Genomic DNA, 18,377 nt, shown 5'->3' with positions numbered 1-18,377 from the left:
AAAGTCAATGTGTCGAAAGACGATACGTTGGCTTTTTTATTTTGTCAAAAACGTAAAAAGAAAAAAGAAAGGTGTAGAAATATAAGTTTTTGAATATTTAGGAAAAACAAGCAGGAATACGTTTGACATATCGTGAATATAGTAACATTGAAATCAATTAAGTCATTGGTCTAATGATCTCTCATCATACATTGTAAAGAATAAGGAGGAGCTAGATATGGAAATATTAAAAGTTTCAGCAAAGTCTAATCCAAATTCAGTTGCTGGTGCCTTAGCAGGCGTGCTGCGCGAACGCGGCGCAGCAGAAATTCAAGCCATTGGGGCCGGGGCGCTTAATCAAGCAGTAAAAGCTGTAGCAATCGCAAGAGGGTTCGTTGCACCAAGTGGGGTTGATTTAATCTGCATCCCAGCTTTTACAGATATTCAAATTGATGGAGAAGAGCGAACAGCCATTAAATTAATTGTAGAGCCGCGATAATTATAAAAACCACGGACCTGTAAAGCGCAGAAGCCAAACAGGTCCTTTTTGTATAGAGCTAAAGGGGTGTGGGTTGTGATATTTGATGCTCATTGTGATGTATTGATGAAGCTCTGGTTAAATAAACGTTTATCTTTTACATATGATTTAGCGCTGCATGTGACGTTAGAAGGAATAAAAAAAGCAAAAGGGAAAGTTCAGCTATTCGCTATTTATATTCCAGAAGCGGTTCCGGCAGCTCAACGCTTTGATGTTGCGTTAGAAATGATCCAGCTGTTTCAGAGTCATATTTTATCGCTTCCCGGTGTGAAATGGGTTCGTTCAAAGCACGATATAGATAGCTTAAAAAAAGGTGAAATAGGAGCAATGCTGACGCTTGAAGGGTGCGATGCCATTGATACCAGTTTAGTTCGTTTAAAGACACTTTTTTCACTGGGTGTACGTTCAGTAGGTTTGACATGGAATTACAGCAATGCTGTGTGTGACGGTATTTTAGAACCTCGAGGCGCGGGGTTATCTTCTTTTGGAAGAGAAGTTGTTGAATTGAATAATGAACATAAAGTGTGGACGGATGTCTCTCATTTATCGGTAAGAGGTTTTTGGGATGTGATTGAGCTAGCGCAATATGTAGTGGCTACTCATTCCAATTCACACGTATTGTGTTCTCATCCCCGGAATTTAAGAGACGATCAAATTCATGCTTTAATAAAGCGAAACGGCGTGATTGGCATCACGTTTGTCCCTGAATTTTTAACGAGCTCTGCCAAAGCGCAAATAGCGGATGTGATCCGTCACCTTGATTACATGTGTGAAAGAGGAGGCGAATACTCCGTTGGTTTTGGCTCTGACTTTGACGGCATTGACAAAACGGTTCATCGTCTCGGAAGATATGAACAGTATACGAATTTAATCGAAGAACTCCTTAAGCATTACACTGAGGAGCAGGTAAAACGTTTTCTGTTTCAAAACTTTGCTGATCGTGTATGCAGCTAATAAAAAAAGAGCTTTTTCTTCTTGGAAAAGCTCTTTTTTTATAGAAGATATTTATATACTAATGCCTCATGTGAAGACAGAAAAGATCATTAAAAAACTTCATCTTATTCATTAAATATAAATATAATTAAAACGATTGAGAATTCAATGGAAAGGGTTGCATTTTTCTGGCAATCGGAATAAAATTGAAAACGGATTATGGAGCTGTTCACGCAGAAACGTATCCTGCACAGCGACAAGGTGCTGTGGGAGTTTTGCGGATGATTTTTGTTCGTGAAATGCAGAAGCAAATGAAATCGTTTGCTAATTTACTTTTTTCAGTTTTTATCAATAAAATAGATTTCTATATTAAGAGCAATTAAAGGAGTGGCGTTGATTTATGGTACAGCAACTTTCATGGAAAGTTGGCGGACAGCAGGGTGAGGGAATCGAAAGTACGGGAGAAATCTTTTCAACCGCTTTAAATCGATTAGGTTATTACTTATACGGCTATCGTCATTTTTCTTCTCGTATCAAAGGTGGACATACAAATAATAAGATCCGAGTGAGTACAACTCAGGTTCGATCTGTGTCAGATGATTTGGATATTTTAGTTGCGTTCGATCAGGAAACCATCGATGTAAACGTCCATGAGCTGCGCGTAGGAGGCGTTGTAATTGCAGATGCGAAATTCAACCCAAGTCTGCCCGAAACATGTACAACTGCTACGCTATACGCTGTTCCGTTTACAGAAATTGCAACGGAACTAGGAACGTCGCTAATGAAGAACATGGTTGCTGTAGGCGCTTCAAGTGCTGTGCTTCATATTGACACAGAAGTATTTGAAGAAGTAGTGCTTGAAATCTTCGGTAAAAAGGGCCAAAAAGTTGTACAAAAAAACATGGAAGCTATTAAAAAAGGTGCAGATTACATTCGTGAACAGCTAGGCGAACAATTAGAAACAATGAAACTAGATCCAGCGGATGGTAAAAAACGTATGTTTATGATTGGAAACGATGCGATTGCACTAGGTGCTTTAGCCGGTGGGGCTCGTTTTATGCCAGCATATCCAATTACCCCTGCTTCAGAAATCATGGAATACTTAATTAAAAAGCTTCCTCAATTCGGTGGAACTGTTATTCAAACAGAAGATGAAATCGCAGCATGTACGATGGCTATCGGAGCTAACTATGCAGGCGTACGTGCGCTGACAGCATCAGCTGGACCTGGTCTATCATTAATGATGGAGTCGATTGGATTAGCGGGCATCACTGAGCAGCCTGTTGTGATTATTGATACGCAGCGCGGCGGTCCAAGTACAGGGCTTCCAACTAAGCAAGAACAGTCTGACTTAATGGCTATGATTTACGGTACGCACGGTGAAATTCCGAAGATCGTCATGGCGCCAAGTACGGTTGAAGAAGCATTCTACGATACGATTGAAGCGTTTAACTTAGCAGAAGAATATCAGTGTCCAGTTATTATGCTAACGGATTTACAGCTTTCACTTGGGAAACAGTCGGTAGAACCGCTTGACTATAACCGCGTTGAAATCCGCCGCGGCAAGCTTCAGCAAGGAGAGCTAGAAGAGTTGGAAGAAAAACAATACTACAAGCGCTACCGCGTAACAGAAGACGGCGTATCACCACGCGTCATTCCAGGAATGAAGCATGGCATTCATCACGTAACGGGAGTAGAACATGATGAGACAGGAAAGCCATCTGAATCTCCGGTGAACCGCGATGATCAAATGAATAAGCGTCTTCGTAAAACAAAAGGAATTCGTTTTAATACGCCAATTCATGTTCACTCTCATGAAAAAGAGTCTGATATTTTATTTGTTGGATTTAATTCGACGCGTGGAGTTATTGAAGAGGCAATGGAACGTTTGGAACAGGACGGTATAAAAGTAAATCACGCTCACATTCGTTTAATTCATCCTTTCCCAGCTGACGAACTGCTTCCTTACGTGCAAGGAGCTAAAAAAGTAGTTGTCGTTGAAAACAATGCTACTGGACAGCTTGCTAATATTTTAAAAATGAATATCGCAAGTCATGATAAAATTCAAAGCGTATTGAAGTACGATGGAAATCCATTTCTTCCGCAAGAAGTATACGCAAAAAGTAAGGAGATGTTTGTGTTAAATGGCAACGTTTAAAGATTTTCGTAACAGTGTAAAACCTAACTGGTGTCCGGGGTGTGGAGATTTCTCCGTACAAGCAGCCATTCAACGCGCATCTGCTAACGTAGGTTTAGAACCTCATGAGCTTGCTGTTATTTCAGGTATTGGATGCTCTGGACGTATCTCTGGTTATATTAATTCATATGGTTTTCACGGTATTCACGGACGTGCGCTTCCAATCGCTCAAGGTGTAAAAATGGCTAATCGTGATTTAACCGTTATCGCATCTGGCGGTGATGGAGATGGGTTTGCTATCGGTATGGGACACACGGTACATGCGATTCGCCGAAACATCGATGTAACGTATATCGTAATGGATAACCAAATCTATGGTTTAACAAAAGGACAAACATCTCCTCGCAGTGAAGTAGGATTCAAGACAAAAAGTACGCCTGAAGGATCAATTGAGTCGTCTTTATCTGTCATGGAGCTGGCGTTAACTTCCGGGGCAACGTTTGTAGCGCAAAGCTTTTCAACGAATTTAAAAGAGTTAACAAGCTTAATTGAACAAGGCATTCAGCATAAAGGTTTTTCTTTAATTAACGTATTTAGCCCGTGCGTAACGTATAACAAAGTGAACACGTATGATTGGTTTAAAGAAAACCTAACTAGTCTTAGCACAATTGAAGGTTATGATGCAAACAATCGTATGCAAGCTATGCAGACGTTAATGGAGCATAATGGCTTAGTAACAGGGCTTATTTATCAAAATGCGCATCAGCCGTCGTATCAGCAGCTTGTTCACGGCTATAGTGAAGAGCCGCTGTCAAAAGCAGACTTAGGTATGACTGAGGAAAAATTTGATGAGCTAGTGGCTGAATTTATGTAAAAGAGGCTGCAATAAAAGCAGTTTAGTAGAGGGAAAATCCGAACGGTAAATTGAGATTCTTAATGGAGAATCCAGCTCGTTCGGATTTTTTCATAGTGATAGGTATAGAAAATAGGTATATGATTGTGTTCGCTACTTGAAAGTTATATACTATGTTAATGTGATGAGTTTTATGCATAAGCATAAGGCTGTCACATTTTTTTGCGATTTACAGGTGCAACGTGACAATTGTCATGGCGAAAGGAGATTTTTTTATGAACGAAAAACAACGTTTAGAAAGCAACCAAGTTAATCCAGCGGACAAAAAATCCGAAAAGGATTACAGCAAATATTTTCAAACAGTATACATGCCACCTTCTTTAAAAGATGCGAAAAAACGAGGAAAAGAAGAAGTTTCCTATCACAACGATTTTGCAATCGATGAACAGTTTCATGGAATGGGACAGGGACGTAAGTTTTATATCCGTACGTACGGCTGTCAAATGAATGAGCACGATACAGAAGTAATGGCTGGTATTTTTCTAGGCCTTGGCTACGAGCCGACTGACTCTGTTGAAGATGCTCATGTTATTTTATTGAATACGTGTGCGATCCGTGAAAATGCGGAAAATAAAGTGTTTGGTGAATTAGGACACTTGAAGGCCTTAAAGCGCGAGCGTCCTGAGCTATTAATCGGCGTCTGCGGATGTATGTCTCAAGAAGAGTCAGTTGTAAATAAAATTTTACAAAAACATCAGCACGTGGATATGATTTTTGGTACACATAACATTCACCGTTTGCCTCACATTTTGAACGAAGCATACTTAGCAAAAGAAATGGTGATTGAAGTATGGTCTAAAGAAGGGGACGTTATTGAAAACCTTCCAAGAGCACGTAAAGGCAGCGTCAAAGCATGGGTTAACATCATGTACGGCTGTGACAAGTTCTGTACGTACTGTATCGTTCCGTATACGCGAGGAAAAGAACGAAGCCGCCGTCCAGAAGATATTATCCAAGAAGTACGTCATTTAGCTGCTCAAGGCTACAAAGAAATTACGCTTCTAGGCCAAAACGTTAATGCATACGGAAAAGATTTTGAAGACATGACGTACGGCTTAGGCGACTTAATGGACGAAATCCGTAAAATTGACGTTGCTCGTATCCGTTTTACAACAAGTCATCCTCGTGACTTTGATGACCGTTTAATTGAAGTTCTTGCTAAAGGTGGAAATCTTGTCGATCACATTCACTTGCCTGTTCAATCAGGAAGCAGTGATATCTTAAAAATTATGGCACGAAAATATTCTCGTGAACATTATTTAGAGCTTGTTCGTAAAATTAAAGAAGCCATTCCAACGGCATCATTAACAACTGATATTATTGTTGGTTTCCCAAATGAAACGGATGAGCAGTTTGAAGAAACAATGTCGCTATATCGTGAGGTTGAATTTGATAGTGCTTATACGTTTATTTATTCACCTCGTGAAGGTACGCCGGCTGCTAAGATGCAAGACAACGTACCAATGGAAGTGAAAAAAGAGCGTCTTCAGCGTTTAAATGCTCTTGTAAATGAAATTTCTGCAAAGAAATTGAAGGAATATGAAGGTAAAGTTGTCGAAGTATTAGTAGAAGGTGAAAGTAAAAATAATCCGGAAGTATTAGCAGGCTACACGGAAAAAAGTAAGCTTGTAAACTTCAAAGCACCTAAGTCAGTGATTGGGCAACTTGTAAAAGTAAAAGTTACAAAAGCCAAAACATGGACATTAAACGGGGAAATGGTAGAAGAAACAGCAGAGGTGAAGTAATATGGCGCAGTATAACAAGAGTGACGTAATTAAACGTGCTCAAGAGCTGGCAAAAATGATCGCTGAAACGGAAGAAGTAGATTTCTTCAAGCGTGCCGAAGCTCAGCTTAACGAAAATCAAAAAGTGCGTGAAACCATTGCAAGCATTAAAAGTTTGCAAAAACAAGCTGTTAATTTCCAACATTATGGTAAGACAGAAGCGTTAAAACAAGTGGAGGCAAAAATCGATCGTTTACAGGAAGAGCTGGATGAACTGCCGATTATTCAGCAGTTTCAAGAGTCTCAAATAAACGTGAATGATTTGCTTCAACTTGTCGCTAACACTATTTCAAACACAGTAACAGATGAAATTATTGTGTCAACAGATGGTGATTTACTGCGCGGTGAAACAGGTTCACAGGTGCGAAACAGCCCTGGATCTAGCTGCTCATAAAGAAAAAATGCCTTAGCAAATTGCTGAGGCATTTTTTTGTGCATCACGTTGCACGAAAATTGGGCAGATTTTCTCTCTAATAATTGTCACGTTTTTCTATATCCTTGCATACAATGGAACATAGGTTTTTTATGCCTTAAACCTAGTTTCTTAAAAATAATGTGCAAACAAGTGAATGAGCCTGCATAGGATGAAATGAAGATAGTTTGAGGAGGGTATGCTCACATGTCACAACACTATAGAGAAATTATTACAAAAGCAGTCGTAGGTAAAGGTCGCAAGTTTACACAATCGTCTCATACGCTTGCACCGAAAAATCGACCAACAAGCATCTTAGGATGCTGGGTGATTAACCATGAGTACAAAGCAAAGAAAAGCGGCAGCAATGTAGAAGTTGACGGCAGATATGATATTAACATCTGGTATTCGTACAATAATAATACAAAAACCGAAGTTTGGACGGAAACCGTATCATACAAAGATAATATTAAGCTGCGCTATAAAGACGAAGATTCGATTGGAGACGATTACGAAGTAATTGTTCGCGTACTGCAGCAGCCAAATTGCCTAGAGTGCACAATTTCACCAAATGGCAATAAAACGATTGTTCAAGTAGAGAGAGAATTGTTGGCGGAAGTGATTGGCGAAACCAAGGTTTGTGTTGCAGTAAATCCGAAAGGCTGCGATGATGAAGACGAGTTTGATTTAGACGTAGATGACGATGAATTTGAAGATTTAGATCCTGATTTTATATTAGGAGACGATGAGTAACTAGGAAGAAGTTCTTCCTAGTTTTTTTATTTTTACTATTTTAAGAAAATTCTTATAAAAATAAAAAAATATATTGCTTTTTGTCGAATGCGCAGTGTATAGTAAATCTAAAGAAAATAATGCATTAATTTTCAGAAAATTTAGTTATATCAGATAAGTATTTTTGGGGGTTTACTATGAGCTTATTTCGTAAAAAATCAATTCAAACGTTAATTAGTGAAACCAACTCTAAAGGTGTTAAATTAAAAAAGGATTTAGGCGCTTTCGATTTAACGATGTTAGGAATTGGAGCCATTATCGGAACCGGAATTTTTGTATTAACGGGCGTAGCCGCCGCTGAACATGCCGGTCCAGCTTTAGTTATATCTTTCATTATGTCAGGACTTGCGTGTGTGTTTGCAGCTCTTTGTTATGCGGAGTTTGCCTCAACAGTTCCCGTTTCAGGAAGTGCATACACTTACAGTTATGCAACATTTGGTGAATTAATTGCTTGGATTTTAGGGTGGGATCTTATCTTGGAATACGGTCTTGCTTCTTCTGCTGTAGCGAGCGGATGGTCGGGGTATTTCCAAGGATTGTTAGCAGGGTTTGGCATACATTTTCCAAAAGCTTTAACAAGTGCATACAATCCTGCAAACGGCACGTACATTGATATTCCAGCAATTATAATTGTTTTCTTAATTACCTTGCTTTTAACACAAGGAGTAAAAAAATCTTCACGTTTTAATGCTATCATGGTTATTATTAAACTGGCTGTTGTACTTCTGTTTATCGGGGTAGGAGTTAGCTATGTTAAGCCAGAAAACTGGACGCCGTTTATGCCGTTTGGTTTCTCGGGAGTAGCGACAGGAGCAGCAACTGTATTCTTCGCCTACATTGGATTTGATGCTGTAGCAACAGCGGCCGAGGAAGTACGTAAGCCTCAGCGAGATATGCCAATTGGAATCATCGCATCTCTTGCGATTTGTACAGTCCTTTATATCGTCGTATCGCTTATCTTAACAGGAATCGTCCCTTATACTGAATTAAATGTTAAAAACCCTGTAGCATTTGCTTTAAGCTACATTAATCAAGACTGGGTAGCAGGATTTATTTCATTAGGTGCAATTGTTGGTATTACAACGGTATTACTCGTTATGATGTATGGACAAACTCGTTTATTTTATGCGATCAGTCGAGATGGTCTATTGCCGAAGCCTTTTTCAAAAATCAGTGAGAAAAAACAAACGCCAGTAGTAAATACGTGGATTACATGTTTACTAGTATCTATCTTCTCTGGTTTAGTACCATTAGGAAGATTAGCAGAGTTAACAAATATCGGTACTCTTTTTGCTTTCATGACTGTATCAATTGGAATTTTATATTTACGTAAATCAAAACAAACTTCAGAATCGACTGGTTTCCGCGTACCGTTCGTGCCGGTGATTCCAATTTTAGCTTTTGTGTTCTGTTTATACTTAGCACTTCAGCTTCCAAAGTTAACATGGATTAGTTTCGTAATTTGGCTTGTACTAGGGCTAGTGGTTTACTTCTTATACGGACGTAAGCATAGTCATTTGAACAGCAGTAAATAATGAAAAGCTTCGGACAAGCTTCTTCCTTCGTCCGAAGCTTTTTTATTTGTTTGATGAAAAGAAATTGAAGATTGTTCTATTTGAATAAATTAAGTTTAAGAAAGACTTATGTTATAATACGTGTAGCAAAAACGCACAACTAGATGTGGTATGGAGGAATAGTATGGCAGCGTATACGCCAATGATACAGCAATATTTGAGAATTAAGGCAGAGTATCAAGATGCCTTTTTATTTTTTAGATTAGGTGATTTTTATGAAATGTTCTTTGAAGATGCTACGACAGCTTCTCAAGAACTTGAAATAACATTAACAAGTCGAGACGGAGGAGGACAAGAGCGAATTCCGATGTGCGGGGTTCCGTATCACTCTGCTCCTACGTATATCGAGCGTTTAATTGAAAAGGGATTTAAAGTAGCTATTTGTGAGCAGGTAGAAGACCCTAAGCATGCAAAAGGTGTTGTAAAGCGAGAAGTGGTGCAGGTGATTTCACCCGGAACACTGATGAATGAACGCGGACTGCATGAAAAGGAAAATAACTATATTTGTTCTGTTACTGCGTTCGAGGATCAAACGTTTGGTCTTGCTCTTTCTGATTTGTCTACAGGAGAAAACAGCGTAACGCTTGTTAGTTCATTTCACGATATCGTCTCAGAGATTTATGCAAAAGAAGCAAAAGAAGTCGTTGTAAGCTCTGAGTTTCCTGCTGACTTATTACAAACACTAAAAGAGCGCATGACGATTACCATTTCTTATGAGAATAGTACAGATCAAGTAGAAGGACTAGATTATTTAGTAGAGTCGCTTCAGCAGCAAAAGCTTATTACAACGTTTGCGCGTATTCTTCAGTATTTAACTCGCACGCAGAAGCGTTCGCTTGAGCACTTACAGCCCGTGCAGTTTTATCAAATCAATGAATATATGAAAATTGATTTGTTCTCTAAGCGAAACCTAGAGTTAACCGAAACGATTCGTTCAAAAGGAAAGAAAGGCTCGCTTCTATGGCTATTAGACCAGACCGTTACGGCAATGGGCGGCCGTTTATTAAAAAATTGGATTGACCGTCCGCTTTTAAAACAAGCGGATATTGATAATCGTTTGAATATGGTAGATGTCTTAATGAAACAGTTTTTTGAACGAGAAGAACTGCGTGAGTTGTTAAAAGACGTATATGATTTAGAACGCTTAGCTGGTCGAGTAGCTTTTGGGAATGTAAATGCTCGTGATTTAATTCAATTAAAAAAATCATTGCAAAATGTGCCTCATATTCAAGAGGTTGTGAATCGTTTGAATCATCCTTATGCCACAAAGCTTGTTGAAGACATTGATCCTTGTGAGCGATTAGCTAATCTTCTTGAAAGAGGATTAAAAGAGCACCCTCCTTTGTCAATTAAAGAAGGAGACATTATTAATGACGGCTATCATGAACAGCTTGATCAATACCGAGATGCAAGCCGAAACGGAAAAACGTGGATTGCGTCACTTGAACAGCAAGAGCGTGAGAAAACAGGGATTCGCTCACTGAAAATTGGTTATAATCGCGTGTTCGGCTATTATATAGAAGTAACGCGGGCAAATCTGCATCTTTTGCCTGAAGGAATGTATGAACGAAAACAGACGTTAACCAATGCAGAACGTTTTATTACGCCTGAGCTGAAAGAAAAAGAAGCGCTGATTTTAGAAGCGGAAGAGAAAATTGTAGAGCTGGAATATGAATTGTTTTTACAAATTCGTGAAGAAGTAAAAGCATATATTCCAAGGCTGCAAGAACTTGCTAAAAAAGTAAGTGAGCTTGACGTACTGCAGTGCTTTGCAAAAATCAGTGAAGAACGTCATTACACTAAGCCTATTTTTTCAAGTGAAGACATTTCGATTCAAAATGGACGCCATCCAGTAGTAGAAAAAGTAATGAATTCGCAGGAATATGTGCCAAACGACTGTCAAATGACAGATGATAGTTCAATTTTACTGATTACAGGACCAAATATGTCTGGTAAAAGTACGTACATGCGTCAGGTCGCTTTAACGGCGATATTAGCTCAAATTGGCTGTTTTGTGCCAGCTGACGAAGCGGTTCTGCCGATTTTTGATCAAGTGTTTACACGTATCGGAGCAGCTGATGACTTAATTTCAGGTCAAAGTACGTTTATGGTCGAGATGCTAGAAACGAAGAATGCAGTGACAAATGCCACTCAGTCGAGTCTGATCCTGTTAGATGAAATTGGACGGGGCACGTCTACGTATGACGGAATGGCTCTTGCTCAAGCAATTATTGAATACGTTCATGAACATATTGGCTGTAAGACACTATTTTCTACTCATTATCATGAATTAACCGTACTCGATGAGTCGCTTCCTGCGCTTAAAAATGTTCATGTAAGCGCGGTTGAAAAAAATGGGAAAGTCGTCTTTTTACACAAAATCAAAGATGGTGCCGCAGATAAAAGCTATGGTATTCACGTAGCGGAACTAGCAGAACTTCCAGATCCGCTTCTGGAGAGAGCTCGCGTCATCTTACACGATTTAGAACAATTTTCTGAGCGTGAACCTGTACGTCAGGCTCCAAAAAGAGAAGAGATAACACAACAAGTTCCACAAGAAGGTGCTTCTTTGGTTCAAGAAGAACGTGCAGATCGTAAAAAAGCAGATGAAGCCAATCAGCTTTCGTTCTTTGAAATAGAAGAGAAAAAAGAAAAGCCTGCGCTTTCAAAACGTGAAAAAGCAATTATCGATCGTTTAAAAGAGCTCGATATTTTAGAAATGACGCCTTTAGACGCAATGAATGCGATGTATGAACTGCAAAAATCATTAAAAAAGAAATAGATTGAGAGGAGTGAGTCTGTGGGTAAAATTGTGCAGCTTTCAGACGAACTTTCAAATAAAATTGCTGCCGGAGAGGTTGTTGAACGACCTGCTTCGGTGGTGAAAGAACTAGTCGAAAATGCTATTGATGCAAACAGTACAGTTATTGAAATTGAACTAGAAGAAGCTGGGCTTTCAAAAATTCGTATATTGGATAATGGAGACGGCATTGCTTCTGAAGACTGCTTGACCGCTTTTAAAAGACATGCGACAAGTAAAATCAAAACAGAACAAGATTTATTTCGAATTCGAACGTTAGGATTTCGCGGTGAAGCTTTGCCAAGTATTGCTTCGGTTTCAATGCTTGAACTCAAAACGAGTACGGGAGAAGAAGCCGGCACTCACCTTAAACTTAGAGGCGGAGAAATCGTTCATCACGAATTAACGTCAAGCCGAAAAGGTACCGAACTTGTTATTGAAAACCTATTTTTTAACACACCTGCACGTTTAAAATATATGAAGACGGTAAACACGGAGCTTGGTAACGTAACGGATGTCGTCAATCGCCTTGCGATGTCTCATCCTGAAGTTTCAATTCGGCTGATGCATCAAGGAAGACAGCTTCTGTATACGAACGGAAGCGGAGATGTGCGCCAAGTGCTTGCAGCTATTTATGGAATGGCAGTCGCCAAAAAAATGATTCCGATTAACGTTCAGTCTCTTGATTATGAAGTGAATGGTTACGTTGCCCTTCCTGAAATTACACGAGCTTCTCGCAACTATATGTCCACCATTATTAACGGTCGTTTTGTTAAAAACTACGGGTTGTTAAAAGCGGTACAGCAGGGCTATCATACCCTTTTACCTATCGGCCGTTTTCCAATCGTGTTTTTAACCATTACAATGGACCCTTTGTTAGTGGACGTGAATGTTCATCCAGCGAAACTAGAAGTGCGTTTAAGTAAAGAAGCGGAGCTGTTTGAGCTTATTGAACAAGGAGTAAAAGCTGCTTTTAAAAAGCAGCAGTTAATTCCGGATGCTGTAGTACCAACCAAGTCAAAATCAGCTGTGCAGCCAACTGAGCAGCAGACCTTTACATTTGATCATCAGTCTAAACCGTCTGGCTATCAGCCGTCTGATACGGTTCGCGAGCCTAGCTTTAAGGAGACTACCGCTCGTGTAGACGAGATCATGCCGCCTGTTAAAACAGAGGTCATACGTCAAGATGAAGAACTTGAGCCAACGTTTCGAGAAATAGAACACTATGAAGAATCGGTGGAAGAAAACGCACCTATTCCAGAACCAAACCGTTCAGCCAAAGAACAGCCAGAACCGCGTGTTCCTGCGATGTACCCAATTGGACAAATGCACGGAACGTATATTTTGGCACAAAATGAAAAAGGATTATTTATTATTGATCAGCACGCGGCGCAGGAGAGAATTAAGTACGAATATTTTAAGCGAAAGCTTGGAGAAGTAGATTCAGAAGTTCAAGAACTGCTTATGCCGCTTACGCTAGAGTTCTCGGGAAATGAAGCCTTGATTTTAGAAGAATACAAAGACATGCTTGCTGAAGTAGGAGTCTTTTTAGAACCGTTTGGACAAAACTCCTATATCGTTCGTTCACATCCGCAGTGGTTTCCAAAAGGAGAGGAACAGGAAACCATTGAAGAAATGATTCAGCAAATCTTTACGATGAAACGAGTCAATATCGAGAAGTTACGAGAAGAAGCGGCTATTATGATGAGCTGTAAAGGATCGATTAAAGCGAATCATCATTTGCGAAACGATGAGATTTTTGCTTTACTTGAAACGTTAAGAAAAACAACGGATCCATTTACGTGTCCGCACGGACGACCAATTATTATTCATCATTCGACGTATGAAATGGAAAAAATGTTTAAGCGAGTGATGTAAGCAATGCGGCTAGCTGCAGCTAGCCGTTTTGTTGAATAAATCATGACCATTTGGATAAAATGGAATGATGTGAATGCCTATAGATGAAAGTAGTGTTGTTATGACGGGAGAGAAACCAAAACTTATTGTCATTATTGGACCAACTGCGGTTGGTAAAACAAAATTAAGCATTGAACTTGCCAAACAGTTAGACGGAGAAATTATTTCAGGTGATTCGATGCAAATTTATAAAGGGATGGATATCGGAACAGCAAAGGTGTCAGAAGAAGAGATGCAGGGTGTTCCCCATTACCTGATCGATATTAAGGAGCCGGATGAATCGTTTTCTGTGGCAGAATTTCAAGAGATTGTAAGAAAACAAATCGATGATATTCATGCTAAAGGAAAAATGCCGATGATTGTTGGAGGGACGGGTCTTTATATTCAATCCGTTATTTATGATTATCAGTTCACAGAAACGCCTAGTGATGAAAAAGTTCGTGAACGAATGGAAGTATTTATTAAAGCTCATGGCATTGATCCCCTGTATGAGAAGCTCAAAGAAATTGACCCAGACAGTGCGGCTGCTATTCATAAAAATAACCATCGCCGTGTAATTCGAGCGCTTGAAGTTTATGAAGTAACCGGCAAAAAATTCAGTGACTATACAAAAGAACAGTCGCAAGAGTTATTATACGATGTAACCATTATTGGACTTACAATGGATCGAGACGTATTATATGAGAGAATTAATCACCGAGTCGATATGATGATGCAGGCTGGACTGCTTGAGGAAGTCAAATCATTGTACGAAAGTGGTCTGCATGATGTACAATCAATTCAAGCTATCGGCTACAAAGAGCTTTATGCTTATTTTGAGGGACGCTGTACGCTCGAAGAAGCCGTTGAACAGTTGAAACAAAATTCACGCAGATATGCAAAGCGTCAGTTAACATGGTTTCGAAATAAAATGCCTGTAAAATGGATAGAGATGGAAGTTGACAAATTTCCCGAAAAGTTTGCTGAAATTTTTACATATATTGCAGGAAAGCTGAAGAAAGAAGCGAATTAAGTAAACAGATAGAGAAACGAGGAGGCCGAATAATGAAACAATCAGTTAATATTCAAGATCAATTTTTAAATCAATTACGTAAAGAAAATATCTATGTGACGGTATTTCTTTTAAATGGTTTTCAATTAAGAGGACTAATTAAAGGATTTGATAATTTTACTGTGCTAATTGAATCTGAAGGAAAACAGCAGCTGATTTATAAACATGCGATTTCGACATTTGTACCAAATAAAAATATTACAGTAGAACTTGAATAGAGATTAAAGAGAAGCATCCGCATATTCGGATGCTTTTTTTATGTAAATAAAGGCTTAGAAAAGTTTCTTAACATTGTTTTTACTCATTGAACATAAACCTTATAATAGACGATTATTTCTTCGGTAATAAGAGATCATTGTCTTCGTATCGTTCATCGCATGCAGCTATGCGATACAGAGAAGTGGGATGAAACGAGAGGTGAACATGGTGGAACAGCCGATAACTCTTAAAAATAATGGGCAAATTAATATCATTTTAAATAATGAAACAAAAAAGGAAAAATCGTATACGACATCAATTCCGCGTCCTGCCAAAAAAGCTGTGATAAATCATGAGCCGCTTCGGGAAATTGAACGAGAAATGAGCGGACTGGTTGGAATGGAAGAATTGAAAAAAATGATAAAAGAAATATATGCGTGGCTATATATTAACAAAAAAAGAGAGGAACAGGGCTTAAAAGCGGGAAAGCAGGCGCTGCATATGATGTTTAAAGGAAATCCAGGAACAGGGAAAACGACGGTAGCCCGCCTGCTGGGTAAATTATTTTTGAATATGAACATCTTGTCTAAAGGACATTTAATTGAAGCAGAGCGTGCAGATTTAGTTGGAGAATACATTGGTCATACCGCTCAGAAAACGAGAGATCTTGTAAAAAAAGCGCTTGGAGGTATTTTATTTATCGATGAGGCTTATTCTCTTGCAAGAGGGGGAGAAAAAGATTTTGGAAAAGAAGCGATTGATACATTGGTCAAACATATGGAAGATTCAAATGATAAGTTTGTATTGATTTTAGCTGGTTATCCAAGAGAAATGGAAAATTTCTTAAGTCTTAATCCAGGACTGCGCTCTAGGTTTCCGTTTATTTTTGATTTTCCGGATTATGATGTTAATGAACTGATGGACATTGCGGGTCACATGATGAATGACAGGCAGTATCAGTTTAGTACAGAGGCCTATAAAAAGCTAAAAGATCATTTTATGGACGTGAAGTACAATCAGACGCCTAGGGATTTTAGTAACGGTCGATATGTGCGAAACATTATTGAACGTTCCATACGTACTCAATCCATGAGGCTTTTAGAAGAAGAAAGCTTTGAACGTAACGAGCTTTTAACTTTAACGTCAAGCGATATTCAGCTGTGAAAAAAAGCCTTTCGTCATGAAAGGCTTTTTTCTACATATTTGGTTGTCGAATCGTTTTAATCGGCAGGCGCCATTTGTAAATGTATGAACACATCCGAAGGCCTACAAGCAAGATAAATAACGTATAAAGTTCTACAGGCGTGTTTGTAATATGGAGCCCTACGCTAAATCCTGCGATAATCGCCCATACGGCATAAATTTCATCTTTAAGAACAGTAGGCTTTCGGCGTGCTAATAAATCTCGGATAATCCCCCCGCCGCTTCCTGTTAAGACCGCAGCTACAATAACCGCGCTAAGCGGATGGTTCATATGAGTGGCATAAAGCGCTCCTTGAATCGCGAATGCTGCAAGGCCAATGGCGTCCGAAAAATTTCCCCATCGCTTCCAATGTTTTAAGATATTGTTTGGAAATAAAAAAGTGGCAGTGATAGATAATAAAGCAATTTGAAAAAAGAGTCCTTGTTCCCAAAGGGCAGACACCGGTACACCGATAAGCAGGTTTCGAATGGCTCCTCCGCCAAAAGCCGTTACGATTCCGAGTATGTAAACGCCTAAAATATCATATTCCTCTTCCATCGCAATGAAAGCTCCGCTGATTGCAAAAGCAATCGTTCCAATAATGCTAAGTACGTCCCAAGTCATGATGCTATCCCCTTTATTCTGTTTTCACCAAGTAGCGACTATTATTTTAAAATCAGGCAGCCTGATTCAAATTTCGATAAGTAAACCAATTCAAATTGTATACAGAATTTCGTGATATTTCAATGTTTTTTTAATCATCGTTTTATAGATTTTAAAAAGGGTGTTAAACTAGTAAAAGACAATGTATTCTGTCTCTTTTGCAAAGATGGAGAAATGGAGATTTTTTTGATATGATATGAATGATTTGTCAATTTAATAGTAAGGGAAGGAAAAATCTTTGACAGCAGAAATGAATACTGAACTTGAACGCGTAATTTTAGTCGGATGTCAGCTTCATGACGATGACGAACGTTTTGAATATTCAATGGATGAGCTAGCATCTTTAACTGAGACTGCAAAAGGCGAAGTGCTGGTAAGGTTAACGCAAAAGCGCGATCGCATTCATCCAGCTACTTATATTGGAAAAGGGAAAGTAGAAGAACTTGTGGCTCTTGAAGAAGAGTTAGAGCCTGATTTAATTGTATTTAATGATGAATTGTCACCCAGTCAAATCCGCAATTTGTCAGCAGGGTTATCTGCGCGTGTTATTGACCGCACGCAGCTGATTTTGGATATCTTCGCACAGCGTGCTCAAACGCGAGAAGGAAAAATGCAGGTGGAACTTGCTCAATTAAATTATCTGCTGCCTAGGTTAGTAGGACAAGGTACCGCTTTGTCGCGTCTTGGAGGCGGAATTGGAACAAGAGGTCCTGGTGAAACGAAACTTGAAAGTGACCGCAGACATATTCGCCGTAAAATTGATGAAATTAAGCGTCAGTTAAAGACAGTGGTAAGTCACCGCGAACGTTATCGAGAAAGACGTAAGCGTAATCATGTCTATCAAATTGCAATTGTGGGCTATACGAACGCTGGTAAATCGACGATCTTTAACCGCTTAACAGAAGCTGGTATTTTTGAAGAAAATCAGCTGTTTGCAACTCTTGATCCAACGACAAGACAGTATACGCTTCCGTCAGGATTAACGGCGCTGTTAACGGATACGGTTGGATTTATTCAAGATCTTCCAACAACGTTAGTAGCCGCGTTCCGTTCAACACTTGAAGAAGTAACCGAAGCTGACCTTGTTCTGCACGTGGTAGATTCATCTAATCCAGATTACAACAACCACGAAAAAACAGTGCATCGCTTACTAGAAGAGCTGAACGTAACGAACATTCCGATGCTAACAGTTTACAATAAAGAAGATATGCAGCATGAACTATTTGTCCCATCCGCTTCAACATCGTTATCAATGAGCGCTTTTAAAGCTACGGATTTAGTGAAGCTTGGGGAAAGAATTCAAGAAGAAATGAAAAAAGAAATGGCGTTTTTTCATGTGCTGCTGCCGGCTTATGAAGGAAAAATGCTCGCTGAACTAAAAACGGTCTCTATTCTTGAGTCGTTAAAGTTCAATGAAGAAACTGAGAAGTATCAGTGCAAAGGGTATATTGCAAAAGAGCATCCCCTTTACAAAAAGCTACAAACGCTTGAAGAAAGTTGAGG

At 39.2% G+C, this 18,377-nt stretch carries 16 protein-coding genes; 15 read left to right on the top strand and 1 reads right to left on the bottom strand.

The genetic code is table 11. The features are described from left to right. Positions 1–217: 217 nt before the first annotated feature. The 14 genes from spoVS (at position 218) to spoVK (ending at position 16,192) form a co-directional block, all read left to right on the top strand. On the top strand, positions 218–478 hold the full coding sequence (spoVS, locus tag CEQ83_RS19890; protein ID WP_003181955.1) for a stage V sporulation protein SpoVS: 261 nt from the start codon (positions 218–220) through the stop codon (positions 476–478). A gap of 75 nt (positions 479–553) precedes the next feature. Next, on the top strand, positions 554–1,471 hold the full coding sequence (locus CEQ83_RS19885) for a dipeptidase (RefSeq protein WP_042991934.1): 918 nt from the start codon (positions 554–556) through the stop codon (positions 1,469–1,471). A gap of 185 nt (positions 1,472–1,656) precedes the next feature. After that, complete coding sequence (locus CEQ83_RS19880) at positions 1,657–1,833, top strand: hypothetical protein (RefSeq protein WP_155017479.1); 177 nt, start codon at positions 1,657–1,659, stop codon at positions 1,831–1,833. A 17-nt stretch (positions 1,834–1,850) separates the two neighbouring features. Next, positions 1,851–3,608 carry a 2-oxoacid:acceptor oxidoreductase subunit alpha gene (locus CEQ83_RS19875; protein WP_013058800.1) on the top strand — a complete coding sequence of 586 codons (1,758 nt, stop codon included), beginning with the start codon at positions 1,851–1,853 and terminating at the stop codon, positions 3,606–3,608. Next, positions 3,595–4,461, top strand: a complete 867-nt coding sequence (locus tag CEQ83_RS19870; protein ID WP_013058799.1) for a 2-oxoacid:ferredoxin oxidoreductase subunit beta — start codon at positions 3,595–3,597, stop codon at positions 4,459–4,461. Before CEQ83_RS19875 ends, CEQ83_RS19870 begins: the two co-directional genes overlap by 14 nt. 254 nt (positions 4,462–4,715) lie before the next feature. After that, positions 4,716–6,245, top strand: coding sequence for a tRNA (N6-isopentenyl adenosine(37)-C2)-methylthiotransferase MiaB (miaB, locus tag CEQ83_RS19865; RefSeq protein ID WP_025601388.1), 1,530 nt, complete (start codon positions 4,716–4,718; stop codon positions 6,243–6,245). A gap of 1 nt (position 6,246) precedes the next feature. Next, positions 6,247–6,678, top strand: a complete 432-nt coding sequence (locus CEQ83_RS19860; RefSeq protein WP_013058797.1) for a YlbF/YmcA family competence regulator — start codon at positions 6,247–6,249, stop codon at positions 6,676–6,678. 225 nt (positions 6,679–6,903) lie between these two features. Beyond that, positions 6,904–7,449, top strand: coding sequence for an outer spore coat protein CotE (locus CEQ83_RS19855; RefSeq protein ID WP_013058796.1), 546 nt, complete (start codon positions 6,904–6,906; stop codon positions 7,447–7,449). A gap of 176 nt (positions 7,450–7,625) precedes the next feature. After that, the gene (locus tag CEQ83_RS19850) at positions 7,626–9,023 is read left to right on the top strand and encodes a branched-chain amino acid transporter BcaP (RefSeq protein ID WP_028411378.1); all 1,398 of its coding nucleotides are present in this window, start codon (positions 7,626–7,628) and stop codon (positions 9,021–9,023) included. Between the two features lie 163 nt (positions 9,024–9,186). Next, complete coding sequence (mutS, locus tag CEQ83_RS19845) at positions 9,187–11,844, top strand: DNA mismatch repair protein MutS (RefSeq protein WP_028411377.1); 2,658 nt, start codon at positions 9,187–9,189, stop codon at positions 11,842–11,844. 18 nt (positions 11,845–11,862) lie between these two features. Further along, positions 11,863–13,740 carry a DNA mismatch repair endonuclease MutL gene (gene mutL / locus CEQ83_RS19840; RefSeq protein ID WP_028411376.1) on the top strand — a complete coding sequence of 626 codons (1,878 nt, stop codon included), beginning with the start codon at positions 11,863–11,865 and terminating at the stop codon, positions 13,738–13,740. A 100-nt stretch (positions 13,741–13,840) separates the two neighbouring features. Continuing rightward, positions 13,841–14,791, top strand: coding sequence for a tRNA (adenosine(37)-N6)-dimethylallyltransferase MiaA (gene miaA, locus CEQ83_RS19835; protein ID WP_098112974.1), 951 nt, complete (start codon positions 13,841–13,843; stop codon positions 14,789–14,791). Positions 14,792–14,823: 32 nt separating this feature from the next. Further along, positions 14,824–15,048, top strand: coding sequence for an RNA chaperone Hfq (hfq, locus tag CEQ83_RS19830; protein WP_013058791.1), 225 nt, complete (start codon positions 14,824–14,826; stop codon positions 15,046–15,048). Positions 15,049–15,253: 205 nt separating this feature from the next. Continuing rightward, a complete protein-coding gene (gene spoVK / locus CEQ83_RS19825) occupies positions 15,254–16,192 on the top strand; it encodes a stage V sporulation protein K (RefSeq protein ID WP_223546698.1) in 939 nt (312 codons plus the stop codon). Positions 16,193–16,223: 31 nt separating this feature from the next. Here the strand turns inward: spoVK and CEQ83_RS19820 are convergent, their stop codons facing one another. Continuing rightward, positions 16,224–16,835 carry a trimeric intracellular cation channel family protein gene (locus CEQ83_RS19820; protein WP_013058789.1) on the bottom strand — a complete coding sequence of 204 codons (612 nt, stop codon included), beginning with the start codon at positions 16,833–16,835 and terminating at the stop codon, positions 16,224–16,226. 277 nt (positions 16,836–17,112) lie between these two features. Between CEQ83_RS19820 and hflX the strand changes: the two genes are divergently transcribed. Then, on the top strand, positions 17,113–18,375 hold the full coding sequence (gene hflX / locus CEQ83_RS19815; protein WP_155017478.1) for a GTPase HflX: 1,263 nt from the start codon (positions 17,113–17,115) through the stop codon (positions 18,373–18,375). The last annotated feature ends 2 nt before the right edge of the window (positions 18,376–18,377 follow it).

Origin of the sequence: Priestia megaterium (genome assembly GCF_009497655.1) — a bacterium.
Classification (GTDB): domain Bacteria; phylum Bacillota; class Bacilli; order Bacillales; family Bacillaceae_H; genus Priestia; species Priestia zanthoxyli.
The sequence above is the reverse complement of the archived record's forward strand: the minus strand, read 5'-3'. Positions and strand labels throughout refer to the sequence as shown.